This window comes from Hyphomonas sp. L-53-1-40 (genome assembly GCF_000682775.1).
In the GTDB taxonomy this organism is placed as follows: Bacteria; Pseudomonadota; Alphaproteobacteria; order Caulobacterales; family Hyphomonadaceae; genus Hyphomonas.
Genome location: NZ_AWFI01000012.1, coordinates 216,123 through 231,215 on the forward strand (window position 1 = coordinate 216,123; position 15,093 = coordinate 231,215).

The 15,093-nt window shown below is 59.1% G+C and carries 16 protein-coding genes; 15 read left to right on the forward strand and 1 reads right to left on the reverse strand.

Features of this window, described 5'->3' with window-relative positions; translation table 11 throughout:
* The first annotated feature begins 28 nt into the window (after positions 1-28).
* From L53_RS06945 to L53_RS16970, 15 genes are all read left to right on the forward strand, one after another.
* On the forward strand, positions 29-283 hold the full coding sequence (locus tag L53_RS06945) for a hypothetical protein (RefSeq protein ID WP_034798659.1): 255 nt from the start codon (positions 29-31) through the stop codon (positions 281-283).
* Positions 284-336: 53 nt separating this feature from the next.
* Positions 337-2,562: a copper-translocating P-type ATPase gene (locus tag L53_RS06950; protein ID WP_034813586.1), complete on the forward strand. Its 2,226-nt coding sequence runs from the start codon at positions 337-339 to the stop codon at positions 2,560-2,562.
* Positions 2,563-2,579: 17 nt separating this feature from the next.
* Positions 2,580-3,080 carry a DUF411 domain-containing protein gene (locus L53_RS06955; RefSeq protein WP_034813589.1) on the forward strand — a complete coding sequence of 167 codons (501 nt, stop codon included), beginning with the start codon at positions 2,580-2,582 and terminating at the stop codon, positions 3,078-3,080.
* Entirely contained in the window at positions 3,077-4,420 is a 1,344-nt protein-coding gene (locus tag L53_RS06960; RefSeq protein WP_034813592.1) for an APC family permease, read from the forward strand. Before L53_RS06955 ends, L53_RS06960 begins: the two co-directional genes overlap by 4 nt.
* On the forward strand, positions 4,417-4,866 hold the full coding sequence (locus L53_RS06965) for an ion channel (protein ID WP_034813593.1): 450 nt from the start codon (positions 4,417-4,419) through the stop codon (positions 4,864-4,866). The genes L53_RS06960 and L53_RS06965 overlap by 4 nt, the downstream gene beginning before the upstream one ends.
* Positions 4,867-4,929: 63 nt before the next feature.
* Positions 4,930-5,499 carry a DUF305 domain-containing protein gene (locus tag L53_RS06970; protein WP_233347634.1) on the forward strand — a complete coding sequence of 190 codons (570 nt, stop codon included), beginning with the start codon at positions 4,930-4,932 and terminating at the stop codon, positions 5,497-5,499.
* Between the two features lie 115 nt (positions 5,500-5,614).
* A complete protein-coding gene (locus L53_RS06975) occupies positions 5,615-6,127 on the forward strand; it encodes a rhodanese-like domain-containing protein (RefSeq protein WP_233347636.1) in 513 nt (170 codons plus the stop codon).
* Positions 6,128-6,233: 106 nt separating this feature from the next.
* The gene (locus tag L53_RS06980; RefSeq protein ID WP_034798806.1) at positions 6,234-6,509 is read left to right on the forward strand and encodes a metal-sensitive transcriptional regulator; all 276 of its coding nucleotides are present in this window, start codon (positions 6,234-6,236) and stop codon (positions 6,507-6,509) included.
* Between the two features lie 56 nt (positions 6,510-6,565).
* Positions 6,566-6,982: a hypothetical protein gene (locus L53_RS06985; protein WP_198019773.1), complete on the forward strand. Its 417-nt coding sequence runs from the start codon at positions 6,566-6,568 to the stop codon at positions 6,980-6,982.
* Positions 6,983-7,025: 43 nt separating this feature from the next.
* Complete coding sequence (locus tag L53_RS06990; protein WP_034813594.1) at positions 7,026-8,240, forward strand: TolC family protein; 1,215 nt, start codon at positions 7,026-7,028, stop codon at positions 8,238-8,240.
* Positions 8,237-10,099 carry an efflux RND transporter periplasmic adaptor subunit gene (locus L53_RS06995; RefSeq protein WP_034813595.1) on the forward strand — a complete coding sequence of 621 codons (1,863 nt, stop codon included), beginning with the start codon at positions 8,237-8,239 and terminating at the stop codon, positions 10,097-10,099. Before L53_RS06990 ends, L53_RS06995 begins: the two co-directional genes overlap by 4 nt.
* Positions 10,092-13,307 carry an efflux RND transporter permease subunit gene (locus L53_RS07000; RefSeq protein WP_034813596.1) on the forward strand — a complete coding sequence of 1,072 codons (3,216 nt, stop codon included), beginning with the start codon at positions 10,092-10,094 and terminating at the stop codon, positions 13,305-13,307. Before L53_RS06995 ends, L53_RS07000 begins: the two co-directional genes overlap by 8 nt.
* A complete protein-coding gene (locus L53_RS07005) occupies positions 13,304-13,519 on the forward strand; it encodes a hypothetical protein (RefSeq protein ID WP_013301490.1) in 216 nt (71 codons plus the stop codon). The genes L53_RS07000 and L53_RS07005 overlap by 4 nt, the downstream gene beginning before the upstream one ends.
* A 94-nt stretch (positions 13,520-13,613) precedes the next feature.
* On the forward strand, positions 13,614-14,114 hold the full coding sequence (locus L53_RS07010) for a copper-binding protein (RefSeq protein ID WP_034813602.1): 501 nt from the start codon (positions 13,614-13,616) through the stop codon (positions 14,112-14,114).
* Between the two features lie 76 nt (positions 14,115-14,190).
* Positions 14,191-14,634 (forward strand): copper-binding protein, encoded by a 444-nt coding sequence (locus L53_RS16970; protein ID WP_158084498.1) that lies wholly within the window; start codon positions 14,191-14,193, stop codon positions 14,632-14,634.
* A 70-nt stretch (positions 14,635-14,704) separates the two neighbouring features.
* On the opposite strand, the gene L53_RS07020 is transcribed toward L53_RS16970, so the two are convergent.
* A complete protein-coding gene (locus L53_RS07020; protein ID WP_013301493.1) occupies positions 14,705-15,043 on the reverse strand; it encodes a YnfA family protein in 339 nt (112 codons plus the stop codon).
* Positions 15,044-15,093: the final 50 nt, after the last annotated feature.

The following is a 15,093-nucleotide window of genomic DNA, read 5'->3' on the forward strand; positions in this document are numbered from 1 at the left end:
GCTCTTGCCTGGACCGCTGGAGGTCAGAATGAAAATCATCCCCGTCGGACACTCGCTGTCTCTGTTCCTGCTCGTCAGTTATTTGCTGTGCGTCGGCTGGGGGAGTGTGACGCCGTCCAGCCTTCACATGCATCCAGCATGGCAGGATCTACTGCCCGGATTTGAGTTTGGAACGCTGACCGGTTTCCTGATCGGCCTTGTCGAGAGCTATCTCTATGGCTGGTACATCGCCCTTCTGTTCGTTCCCTTGTTCAACTTCTTCAACCGAAACAGCAGCGCATAAAAGTGATGCATACCCTCATCCTGTGAAGCACTCCTGCTGAAAGAGTCAGAGCCATGACCAACGACACTTCTCACGCCCATTCCGGACATGCGTGCCATCACAACGATCAGGCCGCTCCACAGAAGCCCGATGATGCCTATGACAAGGTTCCGATCGGCTATGCCGGCACCGTCTGGACCTGTCCCATGCATCCGCAGGTACGCGAAACTGCCAATACAGGCTGCCCGATCTGCGGCATGGCGCTCGAACCGGAAACGGTGACGGCCGAGCAGGATACCAGCGAACTGGATGACATGACGCGGCGCTTCTGGGTCGCCCTTGTCTTCTCGGCGCCACTGCTCGCCTTTGTCATGGGCGAAATGATTCCCGGCAGCCCGCTCAGGCACTGGATTGATCCGACATGGAGTGTCTGGCTTCAGGCCCTGATCGCGACTCCCGTTGTCGTTTGGGCCGGCTGGCCTTTCTTCGTGCGCGGCTGGCAATCCGTGAAGCGACGCAACCTCAACATGTTCACCCTGATCGCGATGGGCGTCGGCGTGGCCTATATTTATTCCCTGGTCGCAACATTCGCGCCTGGCATATTTCCCGATTCATTCCGTGGGCATGGCGGCGCGGTAGCAGTCTACTACGAGGCGGCCGCCGTCATCGTTACGCTGGTTTTACTTGGCCAGGTGCTCGAACTGCGCGCGCGCAACGCCACCTCAGGAGCCATTCGTGCACTGCTGGAGCTTGCCCCTGCTACTGCGCGCAGGATTGCTGACGATGGCAGCGAACAGGATGTCGATCTCGCGGATGTAAAGTCTGGCGACAAGCTGCGGGTCCGGCCAGGTGAGAAGATCCCGGTCGATGGCGAGGTCGTCGACGGCCATGGGTCGGTTGACGAGTCCATGGTCACCGGCGAACCCCTGCCCGTCGAAAAAGCCGCTGGCGCCCGTGTGACCGGCGGCACGGTCAACGGAACCGGGTCGCTCGTTATGAAGGCGACACATGTGGGCGAAGACACGCTCTTGTCCCAGATTGTCCGAATGGTTGCCGCCGCTCAGCGGTCCCGAGCTCCAATCCAGCGGCTCGCTGATCTCGTCGCTGCCTGGTTCGTTCCGGCTGTTATTGGAATTGCAATCCTGACCTTTGTCGTTTGGGCCGTGTTCGGACCCGACCCGGCGATGGCTTTTGCGATCGTGAATGCCGTTGCCGTCCTGATCATCGCATGTCCCTGTGCGCTAGGTCTGGCAACCCCGATGTCGATCATGGTCGGCACGGGCAAGGGCGCGTCCAACGGCATCCTGATCAAGAATGCTGAAGCGTTGGAGACGCTTGAGAAGGTCGATACGATCGTGGTCGACAAGACCGGGACGTTGACGCTCGGACGCCCCGAACTGGTACGCGTCCAGCCAGGCGAAGGCTTCGACGAAGCCTCGTTGCTTAGTCTCGTAGCCGCGGTGGAACGTTTGAGCGAGCACCCACTTGCCGACGCGATCGTGCGTGGCGCAAAAGGCAAGGGCGCGCCTCACAAGGATGCGCACGGATTTGAATCCGTCACTGGCGAAGGTGCGCAGGCAAGCGTCGACGGCCAAACCGTCGCCATCGGCAACAGAAAGATGATGCAGCGGATCGGGGGCTGGTCTGACGACCTCGGGACACGCGCTGACCAGTACCGCACCGAAGGCCAGACGGTTATGTTCGCCGCCGTCGACGGAAAACCGGCAGGCCTTGTCTCTGTGGCGGACCCGATCAAGGAGACGACACCGGAAGCCATCAGACGTCTTCATGCCGAAGGGTTGAAGATTGTGATGTTGACAGGTGACAATGAGACGACAGCACGCGCGGTCGCCGACAAGGTCGGCATCGATGAGGTTCACGCCGACGTCTCGCCTGAAGACAAGCATCGGATCGTGTCCGAACTCCAGAAGAACGGTGCCCGCGTGGCCATGTGCGGTGACGGCATAAATGATGCGCCCGCGCTCGCTCAGGCGGATGTCGGAATCGCCATGGGAACCGGAACCGATGTGGCCATGGAGAGTGCCGGTGTAACGCTTGTGAAAGGCGATCTGATCGGGGTCGCAAAGGCCCGGGAGCTCAGCCACGCCACGATGCGCAACATCCGCCAGAACCTGTTCTTCGCGTTCTTCTACAATACGCTTGGCGTGCCGGTTGCCGCTGGCATTCTGTATCCCTTCTTCGGCTTGTTACTGAGCCCGATGATCGCGGCGGCCGCCATGAGTTTCAGTTCCGTATCTGTTATCGGCAACGCCTTGCGGCTGAGAACCCTTAAACTCTAATTTTCCGGAGCACAGACATGTCCAGACCACTTGCTATGAGCGCGCTCGGTGCGCTGATGATTGCAGCCCTGATAGCGGGTATGATGCTCTTCTCCGCGTCACCCGCAGCCAACGCGCAAACAGTCACTGTACACAAGACGCCATGGTGCGGTTGCTGCGCCGCCTGGGTGGACCACCTGCATGACGAGGGTTTCGACGTCATCGTGAAAGAGGAAGAGGACCTGACACCCATTCGGTCACGGCTTGGTGTTCGGGATGAACTGATGAGTTGCCATACCGCAGAAGTCGCCGGATATGTCGTTGAAGGTCACGTTCCCGCTCGGGAAATACGACGCTTGCTCGAAGAAAAGCCTGACGTCAACGGCGTCTCGGTGCCCGGCATGCCGCAAGGCTCTCCCGGCATGGAAACACCGAACGCGCCAGATCGGTATGATGTCATCATCTTCTCTGGAGAGGATGCCAGGACATATGCCTCCTATCGGGGAACGCAATTGGTCTCCGAACCGGCAAGACCATGAGTGAGGATGACTACAAGCATGGGTCACTGACGCTGGCGGGCACCGTCGCCATGGGGACGGGCGTGATGATCGGTGCCGGCATCTTTGCCCTGACCGGTCAGGTCGCTGAATTTGCAGGCGACCTGTTTCCGCTCGCATTCCTCACGGCAGCCATCATCAGCGGCTTCAGCGCCTATTCCTATATCAAGGTCTCCAACAAGTATCCTAGCGCCGGCGGCATCGCGATGATACTCCAACGCGCTTACGGCCCGTCTACCGTGACCGGAAGCGCCGCCCTGCTGATGGCGTTCTCGATGATCATCAATGAAAGCCTGGTCGCCCGCACGTTCGGCACGTACACGCTGCAGCTGTTTGGCGTCGAGGGCGGCATATTCGTCCCCTTGCTGGCAATCGGACTGATTATCCTGGCTTTCGTGATAAATATTGCCGGTAATCAGGTGATCGGCGGCGTATCGAAGGTCACGGCTATTCTCAAGATTGGTGGCATACTGATTTTCGCGCTTATTGCGATCTGGGCTGCCGGATTCAGCTTCCAGCCAGCAGCAGACGGTTTCGCTGACAGCACATCTGCCGGTGGGTTCCTGGCCGGCGTCGCGCTCGCCATCCTGGCCTATAAGGGATTCACCACCATCACGAACAGTGGCGACGAGGTGAAGCAACCGACCCGCAATGTCGGGCGGGCCATCATGATCTCACTTGCGATCTGCACTTTCATCTATCTCTTTGTCTGTTTCGCTGTCGGATCAACCCTCACTGTCTCGGAGATTGTTGCGGCGAAGGACTATGCCCTCGCCGAAGCGGCCCGGCCAGCACTTGGAAACTATGGATTGTGGTTCACCGTAACGATTGCGATCATCGCGACAGCGTCAGGCCTGCTTGCTAGCTTGTTTGCCGTCTCCCGCATGCTCGCCATGCTGACCGACATGAACCTGATTCCGCATAGACATTTCGGCATGCCCGGAACGGTACAGCGTCATACGCTCGTCTATACGGTTGTGGCTGCCGGATTGCTCGCGGCTTTCTTCGATCTCAGTCGGATCGCTTCGCTTGGCGCAATCTTCTATCTGGTCATGGATATCATCATCCATTGGGGCGTCTTCCGGCATTTGAGACAGGATGTTGGCGCCGCACCTGCAATCCTTATCTGTGCGATGGCGCTCGATGCCTTCGTCCTGATCGCCTTCATCGCCCTGAAGTGGCAAGCCGATCCAGTCATCATCCTGATCGCGGCTTTCGGCATGGCTGCAGTCTTTTCATTCGAGCATTTCTTCCTGAAACGTCTCCGCGACAATCCTCCCGGAGAGGAGTCCGGAAACGACCAGCACAAAGCCCATTCATGATCATTGCAACCTTGATCGGACTGCTCACTTTTGTGCTGGCAAGCACGCTGCATTATCTCGCACTGGCGCATCTGCACCGACGCCTGAACCATGAAGCGCGTTCAGGTCTCCCGATCGTTGTTTCGGGTATCGTAGGTGCAGGCCTGGCGCACCTGGCTGAGGCAGCGCTCTATGCAACCAGCTTTACGCTACTGGATGCCTTCGACTTGGGTGGTTTCAAGGGCGGCGAAGCGGACGGGTTCATGGACATATTCTATTTCTCCCTCGTCAACTACACATCGCTTGGGCTGGGCGATATCTATCCAACCGGACATTCGCGGTTCCTGGCCGGACTGGAATCACTCAATGGTTTCCTGCTGATTTCGTGCTCGGCATCCTTCATTTTCCTCCTGATGCGAAACCAAATGGATGGTCCAACTTCAGGCGGAATTCAAAAATCGGATTAACTCGGAACCTGTTCACACACTTCTCCGTTAGTCGTGGAAATACCCCACCACTGTATAAGGAGGATGTTGAAAGTGGATATGAAGAACAGTTATTGGCGGTTTGGAGCAATGATCATCACATCGGTGATCGTGATGTTTGGACTGATGTACCTCAACACCTATGCGTGGGAGCATGTTCGCTGGAGCGAAACGCGCTTCTACATGGCCTTCATCATGGGCGCCGCGATGGCCGTCGTGATGCTGAGCTTCATGCTCAACATGTACAAGGACAGCCGGATCAATTTCGGCATTTTCATTGGCGCTGCGGTCGTGTTCGTCCTGGCCCTCTGGCTGGTGCGCAGCCAGAGCACTGTCGACGACCGGTCCTACATGAAAGCGATGATCCCCCACCACTCCATTGCCATCATGACAAGTGAACGCGCCGGCATCGACGATGTCCGTGTGCGCGAGCTTGCCGACGAGATCATCACGGCGCAGCGCAGCGAGATCAAGGAAATGGAATGGCTGATTTCCGACATCGCGGAAAATGGACCGGCATCGACGGAAAGCGAGGCGGCGAGCCGCCCCGTTCCCCCCTTCGAAGGCACGCTCAATCCAGACGACGCTGCCGGGGCAGCCATCGCGGAGGACTAACGCGCCTTCCACGTCCAGTCAGACCCGTTCGATCCCGAAAAGGAGCGAAACAGAACGAGACTCGAAAAGATCAAGACACAGGGCCTTGCCCACCTTTCCTACTTCCTGAGCGCCGATGGCGAAGCTGCGGTCATTGATCCGCGGCGCCTTCGCGGGCTGGTTGCTGCCAGGCGACAAACCGGTGCTGCTGGTAGCGCGCGATGACGACCAGGCGGTCGATGCGGCCACCACGCTTCAGCGGATCGGCTTCGACAATGTGAGCGGATTTGTCAGCGGCGCCATGCCCGTGGCGGTCCAGAACGGCCCGCTCGACACACTCGACTTCGTCGATACCGAAACCGTCGCCGCGCGCGTAGACAACCCGCCGGCTGGCTGGACCCTGCTCGATGTCCGCGCCATCGATGAATATGAGAGCGGCCACATCAAGGACAGCATGCACGCTTATGTCGGCAAGCTGCCTGATGCGGCCAGTGACCTCGACCCGGACAAGCCCGTCACCGTCATGTGCGGAAGCGGCGCCCGGGCCACCATTGCCGCCTCGCAGCTCATGCGGAAGGGGTTCTCCGAGGTCGATGTCTATATCGGCTCGATGAAGGCGTGGACCGCAGCTGGAAATGCCATTGAGTGATGACTGTCAGTCCATCTTGGGCTGAACCTTTCGTTTCTGACGCATAAAGAGACTGGAAATTGCTTCACGAGGTCCCCATATGTATACCCTGTATGGGGTATTTGCCATGAAGACTGAAACCAAAGAGGCCGCGACCCGGAGGCTTGCCCGCATCGAGGGACAAGTGCGCGGCATCACGAAGATGGTGTCCGACGACCGGTATTGTATTGATGTCATTCGTCAGGTGCAGGCTGTGAAGGCCGCGCTTGTCGGTCTCGAGGCCGTTATCCTGGATGACCATATTGCAACGTGTGTGGATCATGCCCTGACCGGAAGCAATGTCGATGACCGGCGTGAAAAGGTCGAGGAACTTGTTGCTGTGCTTGGTGGCCGCAAGAAGTAGCGGCCTCACAGTTTGTTGAAATGAAAGCTTTAATCTTTTCACGTATTTGAACAATGATGCAGTTTGTGACCCGCCTCCTGACACTGTTTGCCGCTGCCTTCATGGCGGCTCATCCGGTCATGGCGTGTCCATTGATGGTCGGGGCCTCCGAAACCGCGCCGACTGAAATGAGCAGCAATCATCCCTGTCATGACATGGCGATGGAAGCCATGGCCGACACCGGGCATACAGATCAGGCGTCATCGTCTGATTGCCCCGCGGGATACGACTGTGCACCCATGCTTATCCAGGCGCACAGTGACGCCAATCCAGTTGCACCTGTTGCGAATGTAGACGCAGAATTTGCTGCGGTTCTCGCTAACCCACCAAAGGCATTCCTGCCAGAGCGCGAAACACTAAAGACCGGGCCTCCACCTCGGCTGGATATCGTCCAGCACACGCCAATATCGCTAAAGCAGCGCTTCCTGAATTGAGAGCGATGACCTGCGGCTGGGATTCAGAAGAGCCTGTTTTATCATGCCCCACATTTCGAGAATGCTGCTGGTCGCAGCGTTTGCCGCTGTGCCCCTTGCGGCGGTTGCCAGCGCTCAGAGCTTTGCCGAGCTTGAAGCCCGTCTCGAGGCCCATCCAAGCCTCTCCGCTCTCGGTTACGATGCCGAAGCCGACCGGGAGCGTGCAGTCGCCTCAACCGCACTCCCGGACCCGGTCGTATCCCTCGGGATCAACAACATTCCGATTTTCGATCCCTCATTCGACAGTTACTTGCCGACCAATAAAGCCGTTGGTATCCGGCAACAATTTCCGAGCTTCGCGGGCCGTGAAGCCCGCGCCGGTGAAGCCCGGGCGATGTCAGCACAGACCGAGGCGGTTCGCGATGCCCGTTATGCGGCCTTGCGCGCCGAACTCATCGCTTTTCTCGCTGACAAGACTAGACTGACCAGGCAGAGATCCCTCGCCGAAGCGCGAAACGCCAAATATGACGAGCTTGTCGACATTGTCGAGGCCGAGATCGACGCGGGCCGCCCGGCCGTCTATCGCCTTGCCGAAATTGAAAGCGAACGGGCAGAAGTTTCCCGGACGCTTGTTGATCTTGATCGGCAGGAAGCCGAGACCGATGCGCGCCTGATCGAACTCGTCGGACTGGTCCCTTCGACCGGCCTCCCTCCCCTGACTGAAAGAGACTGGTCCGGCGCAGCGCTTGAGTTCCATACCGTGCGTGTTGCCGACGCGGCCGTCCGCGTTACCGATTACGGTATCGACGAGGCCCGCGCGGCCTGGAAGCCAGAATGGGGGGCCCAGCTCACTTATCAACAGCGCGATGAAGGCGCGATGTTCGCGGGGGATGACTGGGTCTCCGGTATGGTGACTTTTACGGTTCCGCTCTGGGCCGAAAGGAAGCAGGCGCCGAACTTGCGCGCCGCAAAGGCCGAGCGGGCCGGCGCCGAGCAACGCTACCAGGCCGCCGCACGGAATGCGGCGGCCCAGTATGCGTCCCGGGACGCCATTATCCGCGCGGCCGATGCCAGTATCGACGTCCTGCAGGTCAAGATCGCTGCCGTCGAAGACGAAGTCGAGGCCCAGCTGATTACCTATGAATCCGGTGTTGGCGGCTATGCGCCGATCATTGACGGCGAGATCGCCATTCTCAAACTCCGGGCGGAAATCGAAGCTGAAACGGCCCGCAAGGCCGCTGCGATCGCACGCCTGAATGCCCTCCTGGTGACACAATGAAAAAGACATTCCTGATAATGGGCACCGCATCTGCCGCCCTCTTGCTCGCCGCATGCGGCGCACCGGGCGGATCACCGGGCGGCCAGGGTGAAAAGCCGAACGCCTCGAGCGAGACGCAACGATACACCTGCCCCATGCACCCTCACTATATTTCGACCGATCCGGACGGCACCTGCCCGATCTGTGGCATGGACCTGGTGCCTGCCGACAAGGCCCAGGAACCAACGAGCTCAGCAGGCGAAATCCTTTACTACAAGCATCCCATGGGCAAGCCGGACACCTCGCCCGTTCCGAAAAAGGATTCCATGGGCATGGATTACATCCCGGTTTATGCCGATGACACCGGATCGGGCGTGGCCGTCTCGCCGGAAATGATCCAGACCATGGGGATCCGGACAGCACCTGCCGAGACCGGGGATTTCAGCCGTGTACTGAGAGCCTTCGGCACGGTCGAGACCAATGAACGGCTCGAAAATGTTACCGTCTCGCGGCTAGAAGGCTGGATTGAGAATCTGGCGGTCAATGCCGAGGGCGACACCGTCCGCCCCGGCAGTCTCCTCTACCGGATCTACAGTCCGGACCTGATCGCCGCGCAGAAAGATTATCTGAACTCGTTCAAGATCGGCAACGAAGCGCGCATCGCGTCGGTTCGCCAACGCCTGCGCTCCCTTGGCATGCAGAATGCGGCCATCGACCGGCTGACCGAAACCCGCCAGGTCATTGAACGTGTTCCAGTTTACGCAGAAGCCGGCGGCACGGTTGCCGAGCTTCAGGTCCGCAATGGCGACTATGTCAAACCCGGTACACCCATACTGCGCCTGCAATCCTATGCCGATGTCTGGGTCATTGCCTCTGTGCCGGAGAGCGACCTGCCGCTAGTGCAGGCAGGCATGCCGGCCGAACTCGATTTTCCGAGCGCGCCCGATGCCCCCGGTAAAGGCCAGGTCGACTATATCTATCCGACAATCGACCCGAAAACCCGTACAGCCGACGTCCGGATCGAAGTGGACAATGTGTCGGGCTATCTTCGCCCGGGCGCCTATGCGGACATAAGGCTGAATATCGGCGGCCGACCGCGTCTTTCGGTTCCAAGTGAAGCCATTCTGCTTGGTAGCGAGGGCGCCCGTGTCGTCATCGCCGAAGGCAATGGCCGCTTCTCCGGACGCGCCGTGCAAACCGGGATTTCGGCCAATGGCCGGACCGAAATCCTGTCGGGTCTGGAAAGCGGCGACATGGTCGTCGCCAGCGGGCAGTTCCTGCTCGATAGCGAAGCCAACCTGAAAGAAGGCCTTGCTAAGCTGGAAGCTCCAGATGCGAGTGCGGCCAGTCCGGAAACACCGCTCTTCGATATACCGGTGGACAGTAAAGCCCTCGCCGAAATCGATCACTTCACTGACATGGCGCTCTACTTCCACGAGGCCCTGACAGACGGGTATGACATCGATCCGCTATTCGTGGATCCGGCGCTCGCCCTGGTGCCAGTGCTGCGGGACCGTTACGCGAACACGAAACTGGCACCGGTCATGGATGCTACGCAAACCGCTCTCGCCGCCGCGCAAAACGCCACGGACCGCGAAGACCTTGCCACGCAACTCTCAGACCTGGTCGAGGCCTTGAAACCCTGGCTGCTGGAAGGCGCACCTCAGCATTACAGCGAGGCTGGTCTGGTGCTCTACCGGGACATGGCAACGGGCCGGTACTGGCTGCAGGAAGAAGCCAAACCGGCCAATCCGTACAGCGCAGATGGGGCCGAACGGATTGACTGGCCCAGGCCGATGGCCGGCATGTCGATGACGACCAATGACAGCGAGACTGGCGCTGACCAGGCCCCTGGGCATTCGGGGGACGGTCATGACTGAACGAAACGACAGAGACCTCGCGGGGCAAGACCCCTCCAGATCATGGGTGGCAAAGCTGATCTCCTGGTCGGTTTCCAACCAGCTCATCGTCCTCATGCTCGCCGCTGCACTGGCTGTGACCGGGTGGATGGCGATCCAGCGCACGCCGCTCGATGCAGTGCCGGACCTGACAGATACCCAGGTCATTATTCGTACCGATTTTCCGGGCCAGAGCCCGCAGATTGTCGAGGACCTCGTCACCTATCCACTATCGACGAACCTTCTCGGTCTGCCGAAGACCAAGGATGTGCGCGGCTCCTCAATGTTCGGCACCAGTTTTGTCTATGTCATATTTGACGATGATGTTGACCTCTACTGGGCCCGCTCGCGCGTGCTCGAAGCCTTGTCCCGGCTGGGGTCTGAACTCCCGGAAGGCGCCGTACCGCAGATAGGACCGGATGCGACCGGCGTTGGCTGGGTCTATCAGTATGCCTTGGTCGACAAAACCGGCAAGACCGATCTCGCCGAGCTGCGTTCACTCCAGGACTGGTTCCTGAAACTCGAACTGGCCGGTGTGGAGGGGGTCTCTGAAGTCGCCTCGGTCGGCGGTTTTGTCAGGGAATACCAGGTTCTCCTCGATCCCAATCGCCTGAGAAGTTACGACCTGTCGATCACCCGTATCCGTGACGCGGTCCGCGCAGCCTCAAGCGAAGTCGGTGGCCGCGTGCTCGAACAGGGCGAAACGGAATATGTCATCCGCTCATCAGGCTATGTCGATGAGAAGCTTGATCTCGAACAGGTCGTGGTCAAGGCAGAGGATGGCACCCCCGTCCAGCTGAGCCATGTCGCCCGGATTGTCGAAGGCCCGGCCCTCCGGCGCGGCATTGTCGAACTCAATGGCGAAGGCGAAACGGTGTCCGGCATCGTGGTGATGCGCGATGGCGAGAATGCGCTGTCGGTGATCGAACGTGTGAAGGAGAAACTTGATAGTCTCCAGCGCGGCCTGCCGGAAGGTGTCGAGATTGTCACTGTGTATGACCGCGCGCCACTCATCGAGGGTTCGGTCGATTATCTGAAAGACAAGCTGATCGAGGAAGGCATCGCGGTTGCGCTCGTCATCCTGATCTTCCTCCTCCATGTAAGGTCGTCTCTGGTTGCCATCATCACCTTGCCGCTCGGAGTGCTCGGCGCGTTCCTGATCATGTCCTGGCAAGGTGTCACAGCGAACATCATGTCACTTGGCGGGATCGCCATCGCGATCGGCGCCATGGTCGACGCCTCGATTGTGCTTGTCGAGAATGCCAGCCGGAAACTGGCGGATCTGGGACCGAAACCCGATCCGAGCGTGCGCCGCCAGGCGCTGGTCGAGTCGGCTCAGGAAGTCGGCCCCGGCATATTCTTTTCACTCCTCATCATCACGGTCTCCTTCCTGCCCGTCTTTGCCCTGACCGGTCAGAGCTTCAGGCTCTTCAGTCCTCTTGCCTATACCAAGACCTATGCGATGGCCTTCGCGGCCATTCTGTCGGTGACACTTGTCCCGGTTCTGATGCTGTACCTGATGCGGGGTCGGTTCCGGCGCGAGGAAGCCAATCCCCTGAACGCCTTCTTCGTCTGGGCCTACAAACCGCTGCTCCATCTAGCCCTGAGGTTCAAATGGATCACGGTCGCCCTAGCGCTCGCGCTGACGGCCACCGTCATCGTGCCGGTCCAGAGGATCGGCTCGGAATTCATGCCGGCCCTTTATGAAGGCGAGCTCCTCTACATGCCGACCACCCTGCCCGGCGTGTCATCCACCAAGATGCGGGAGATTCTTGGCCAGACAAACCGCGTCATCAAGACCGTGCCAGAAGTCGATCGTGTCTTCGGCAAGGCCGGGCGCGCCGATACCGCAACCGATCCAGCGCCACTCACCATGATCGAGACCTGGATCAAGCTGAAACCGAAGGAGGATTGGCGGCCAGGTGTGACGGTCGAGGACATCACCGATGAGCTCGATGCCAAGCTGCAAATGCCCGGCCTCGTGAATTCATGGGGCTATCCGATCAAGATTCGCATGGACATGGTTTCAACAGGAGTGCGCACGCCCATTGGCATCAAGGTTACGGGCGATGATCTGACAGAGATTGAGACCATTGCCCGGGACATAGAAGCGGCCATTTCGGACGTACCCGGAACGCGCTCGGCCTTCGCCGACAGGGTCATGGGCGGCAAATATCTCGAGATCACGCCGGACAGGGGCGAACTCGCCCGGCGGAATATCGACATGGCAGCCTTCCAGTCCGTGATCCGAACCGCCCTGGGCGGCATGACACTCTCCCAGTCTGTCGAGGGCCGGGAACGCTATGACATCATCCTGCGCTATGATCGGCCATTTCGTGAGAGCGCCACAGACCTGGAAGAGATACTCGTGCCCGCCCCGTCCGGCGCCCATATCCCTCTCAGCGAACTGGCGGACATTTCCTATACGGAAGGCCCGCCAATGATCCGATCGGAAAATGCCAGGCTGACTGGCTGGGTTTTCGTCGATATCGCGGACCGGGACATGGGCAGCTATGTTGCAGACGCCGGACAGGTGATTGCCAACGCCGTCGACCTGCCTGCGGGATATGCGGTGGAGTTCTCCGGACAGTATGAACAGATGCAGGAAGCGAATGCGCGGCTGAAGATCGCCATTCCAGCTGCGATTGCACTGATCTTCCTGCTGCTGATGCTACATTTCGGTCGGCTCGACCGGACCCTGATCATCATGGCCAGCCTGCCATTCGGCCTGGTCGGCGGAATGTGGGCCGTCTGGTTGGCAGGCTACAATCTGTCAGTAGCCGTCGCGGTCGGTTTCATCGCCCTGGGCGGCATCGCGGTCGAGACAGCCGTCGTGATGCTGCTCTATATCGACGCGGAAGTCCGCAAGGCGAACCCGTCTGACAGGAGCCAGCTTTTCGCAGCTGTCAGCAAGGGCGCGGCCATGCGCGTCAGGCCGAAGTTGATGACGGTCACGACCATTTTTGCAGGTCTTGCCCCGATCTTCCTGACCGACGGCCTCGGATCGGACGTCATGCGCCGGATTGCCCTGCCCATGCTTGGCGGCATGGCCTCAACCCTCATCCTCTCCCTGATCGTGATCCCGGCCATCTACTACATCCGGGTCGGGCTGCAGATTCCATCAGATTTACCCCGGGCCGAACCGGATAACCGGGCCGGCTCATTCACCCCCGAAGGAGAAAAACCATGACGAGACACCTGTTGAAAATTCCGCTTTTGTTTCCACTGCTTCTGAGTAGCGCCATGCTGCCGGCGGCCGCGCAGGATCGCTCATCAGGCAGAATGATGATCGACGGCGGCATGATGGGTGGCGGCCTGTTCGGCACGGTGTTCATGCTGCTTGCTGTGCTCCTCCTCCTGCTCGGGATCGCTGCCCTCATCAAATATCTGAGGTCGAAATAATAGTCCCGTGTCCATCCACCCTATTCCCCCGTCCCGGCGCGCATCGGGGGCCTCTGTTGAAAGCCGCGCCTGACAATCAAAAAGGAAGAAAACGATGAAAACCCTCGTCAGAAAGACAGCAGTCACAGGCGCAATCCTCGGACTGGCCCTGATTGGTCCGGCGCTCGCCCAGGAGGCCGGCATGAAAATGGACAGCATGAAAGACATGGACATGTCCGGCATGAGCTGCTGCGGCGACATGGCGCCCGGCTTTGGCGTCATTAACGGCGTCGATCTGGATGCCCGAACCGTCAATATTTCACACGATCCGATCAAGAAGATCGGCTGGGGTGAAATGACAATGGACTTCGAGGTCGGCGGAATGGTTGCGCTCGACAAATTCGAGAATGGCGACAACGTCCATTTCATGCTCAAGCAGGACGACAGCGACAATTATGATATCGCCATGATGATGCCGATCGGCGGCGATCCGGATGCTTTCAAACTATCCATGATGTCGATGATGAAAGGCAAAGGCATGATGGACTGCAACATGGCCGGACACGGATCCATGTCCGGCATGTCAGGCAAGGATCATGACGACACCGATCACTAGCCGGTCCTCTGTTTCAAGCAAAAAATTCGTAAATCAGGTTCCGGCCGCGTTCCGATTAGTTCACCAGGAAATCCCAATGACTCAAAGAATTCTGATTACCGCCTTCTTGTTAGGTTCCGCTTCCCTGACAGCCTGCAGTGACCCCGAAAGCCGAACGCCGCCAGCATCCGGCCCTGCGGATCAGACCAGGCCTGAACCGTTCGAACAGGCAGATGAAGCTATGCCCGGCGATACTGGACGGGCCACGGGCAGGATCACATCCCTTGATCGCGACGACGGCCGGGTCACCATCGACCATGGCCCTTTCGAAGGCATCGCCATGGGCGCGATGACCATGAGTTTCGCTTTAATGGGCGATCTTGAGCTGACTGACCTCTCTGAAGGCGATGACGTGATCTTCCAGGTCAAACGGGGCCGGGACGGTTCTCACCGCATCATGGAAATTTGCAGCATTCCCGCGAATGGCCGCGACTGCCCGGACCAAGAAACAGTCTATCCGCACAACCCTCCAGATCAGTAAGGCGGCATACTCCGGCACTGTCCCCGATCGAGCTAAAGGGAAGACGATAAAGACCCGTTTCGCCATAGTGTCAAACTGGCATGCGCGGACCAAAAAGAATAACCGCAGCCCCGATCAGACAGGTTACAACCCCTATCAGATCCCAGCGGTCGGGACGAATCCCCTCAATGGTCCATAGCCAGATGAGCGAGGAAGTTATGTAAACCCCACCATAGGCGGCATAGGCGCGCCCGGCTGCAGACGCTTCCACCAGTGTCAGCAGCCAAGCGAATACAACAAGGGATATCATCCCCGGAACCAGCCAGAAAGCGGACTTTCCAAGCCGCAGCCAGGCCCAGAATGCAAAACAACCGGCAATTTCGGCGGTTGCCGCGCCAGCATAGATCAACAACGTCGCGCGAATATCCATGGCTGGGACGTTTCCTGATCTGGCTGGACTGGCGAGGCCCCGTTGCGGTT

Excerpts from the sequence above, each read along its gene's own strand:
- L53_RS06945 (WP_034798659.1), top strand. The coding sequence starts at position 29 with ATGAAAATCATCCCCGTCGGACACTCGCTGTCTCTGTTCCTGCTCGTC.
- L53_RS06950 (WP_034813586.1), top strand. The coding sequence starts at position 337 with ATGACCAACGACACTTCTCACGCCCATTCCGGACATGCGTGCCATCAC.
- L53_RS06955 (WP_034813589.1), top strand. The coding sequence starts at position 2,580 with ATGTCCAGACCACTTGCTATGAGCGCGCTCGGTGCGCTGATGATTGCA.
- L53_RS06960 (WP_034813592.1), top strand. The coding sequence starts at position 3,077 with ATGAGTGAGGATGACTACAAGCATGGGTCACTGACGCTGGCGGGCACC.
- L53_RS06965 (WP_034813593.1), top strand. The coding sequence starts at position 4,417 with ATGATCATTGCAACCTTGATCGGACTGCTCACTTTTGTGCTGGCAAGC.
- L53_RS06970 (WP_233347634.1), top strand. The coding sequence starts at position 4,930 with ATGTTGAAAGTGGATATGAAGAACAGTTATTGGCGGTTTGGAGCAATG.
- L53_RS06975 (WP_233347636.1), top strand. The coding sequence starts at position 5,615 with ATGGCGAAGCTGCGGTCATTGATCCGCGGCGCCTTCGCGGGCTGGTTG.
- L53_RS06980 (WP_034798806.1), top strand. The coding sequence starts at position 6,234 with ATGAAGACTGAAACCAAAGAGGCCGCGACCCGGAGGCTTGCCCGCATC.
- L53_RS06985 (WP_198019773.1), top strand. The coding sequence starts at position 6,566 with ATGCAGTTTGTGACCCGCCTCCTGACACTGTTTGCCGCTGCCTTCATG.
- L53_RS06990 (WP_034813594.1), top strand. The coding sequence starts at position 7,026 with ATGCCCCACATTTCGAGAATGCTGCTGGTCGCAGCGTTTGCCGCTGTG.
- L53_RS06995 (WP_034813595.1), top strand. The coding sequence starts at position 8,237 with ATGAAAAAGACATTCCTGATAATGGGCACCGCATCTGCCGCCCTCTTG.
- L53_RS07000 (WP_034813596.1), top strand. The coding sequence starts at position 10,092 with ATGACTGAACGAAACGACAGAGACCTCGCGGGGCAAGACCCCTCCAGA.
- L53_RS07005 (WP_013301490.1), top strand. The coding sequence starts at position 13,304 with ATGACGAGACACCTGTTGAAAATTCCGCTTTTGTTTCCACTGCTTCTG.
- L53_RS07010 (WP_034813602.1), top strand. The coding sequence starts at position 13,614 with ATGAAAACCCTCGTCAGAAAGACAGCAGTCACAGGCGCAATCCTCGGA.
- L53_RS16970 (WP_158084498.1), top strand. The coding sequence starts at position 14,191 with ATGACTCAAAGAATTCTGATTACCGCCTTCTTGTTAGGTTCCGCTTCC.
- L53_RS07020 (WP_013301493.1), bottom strand. The coding sequence starts at position 15,043 with ATGGATATTCGCGCGACGTTGTTGATCTATGCTGGCGCGGCAACCGCC.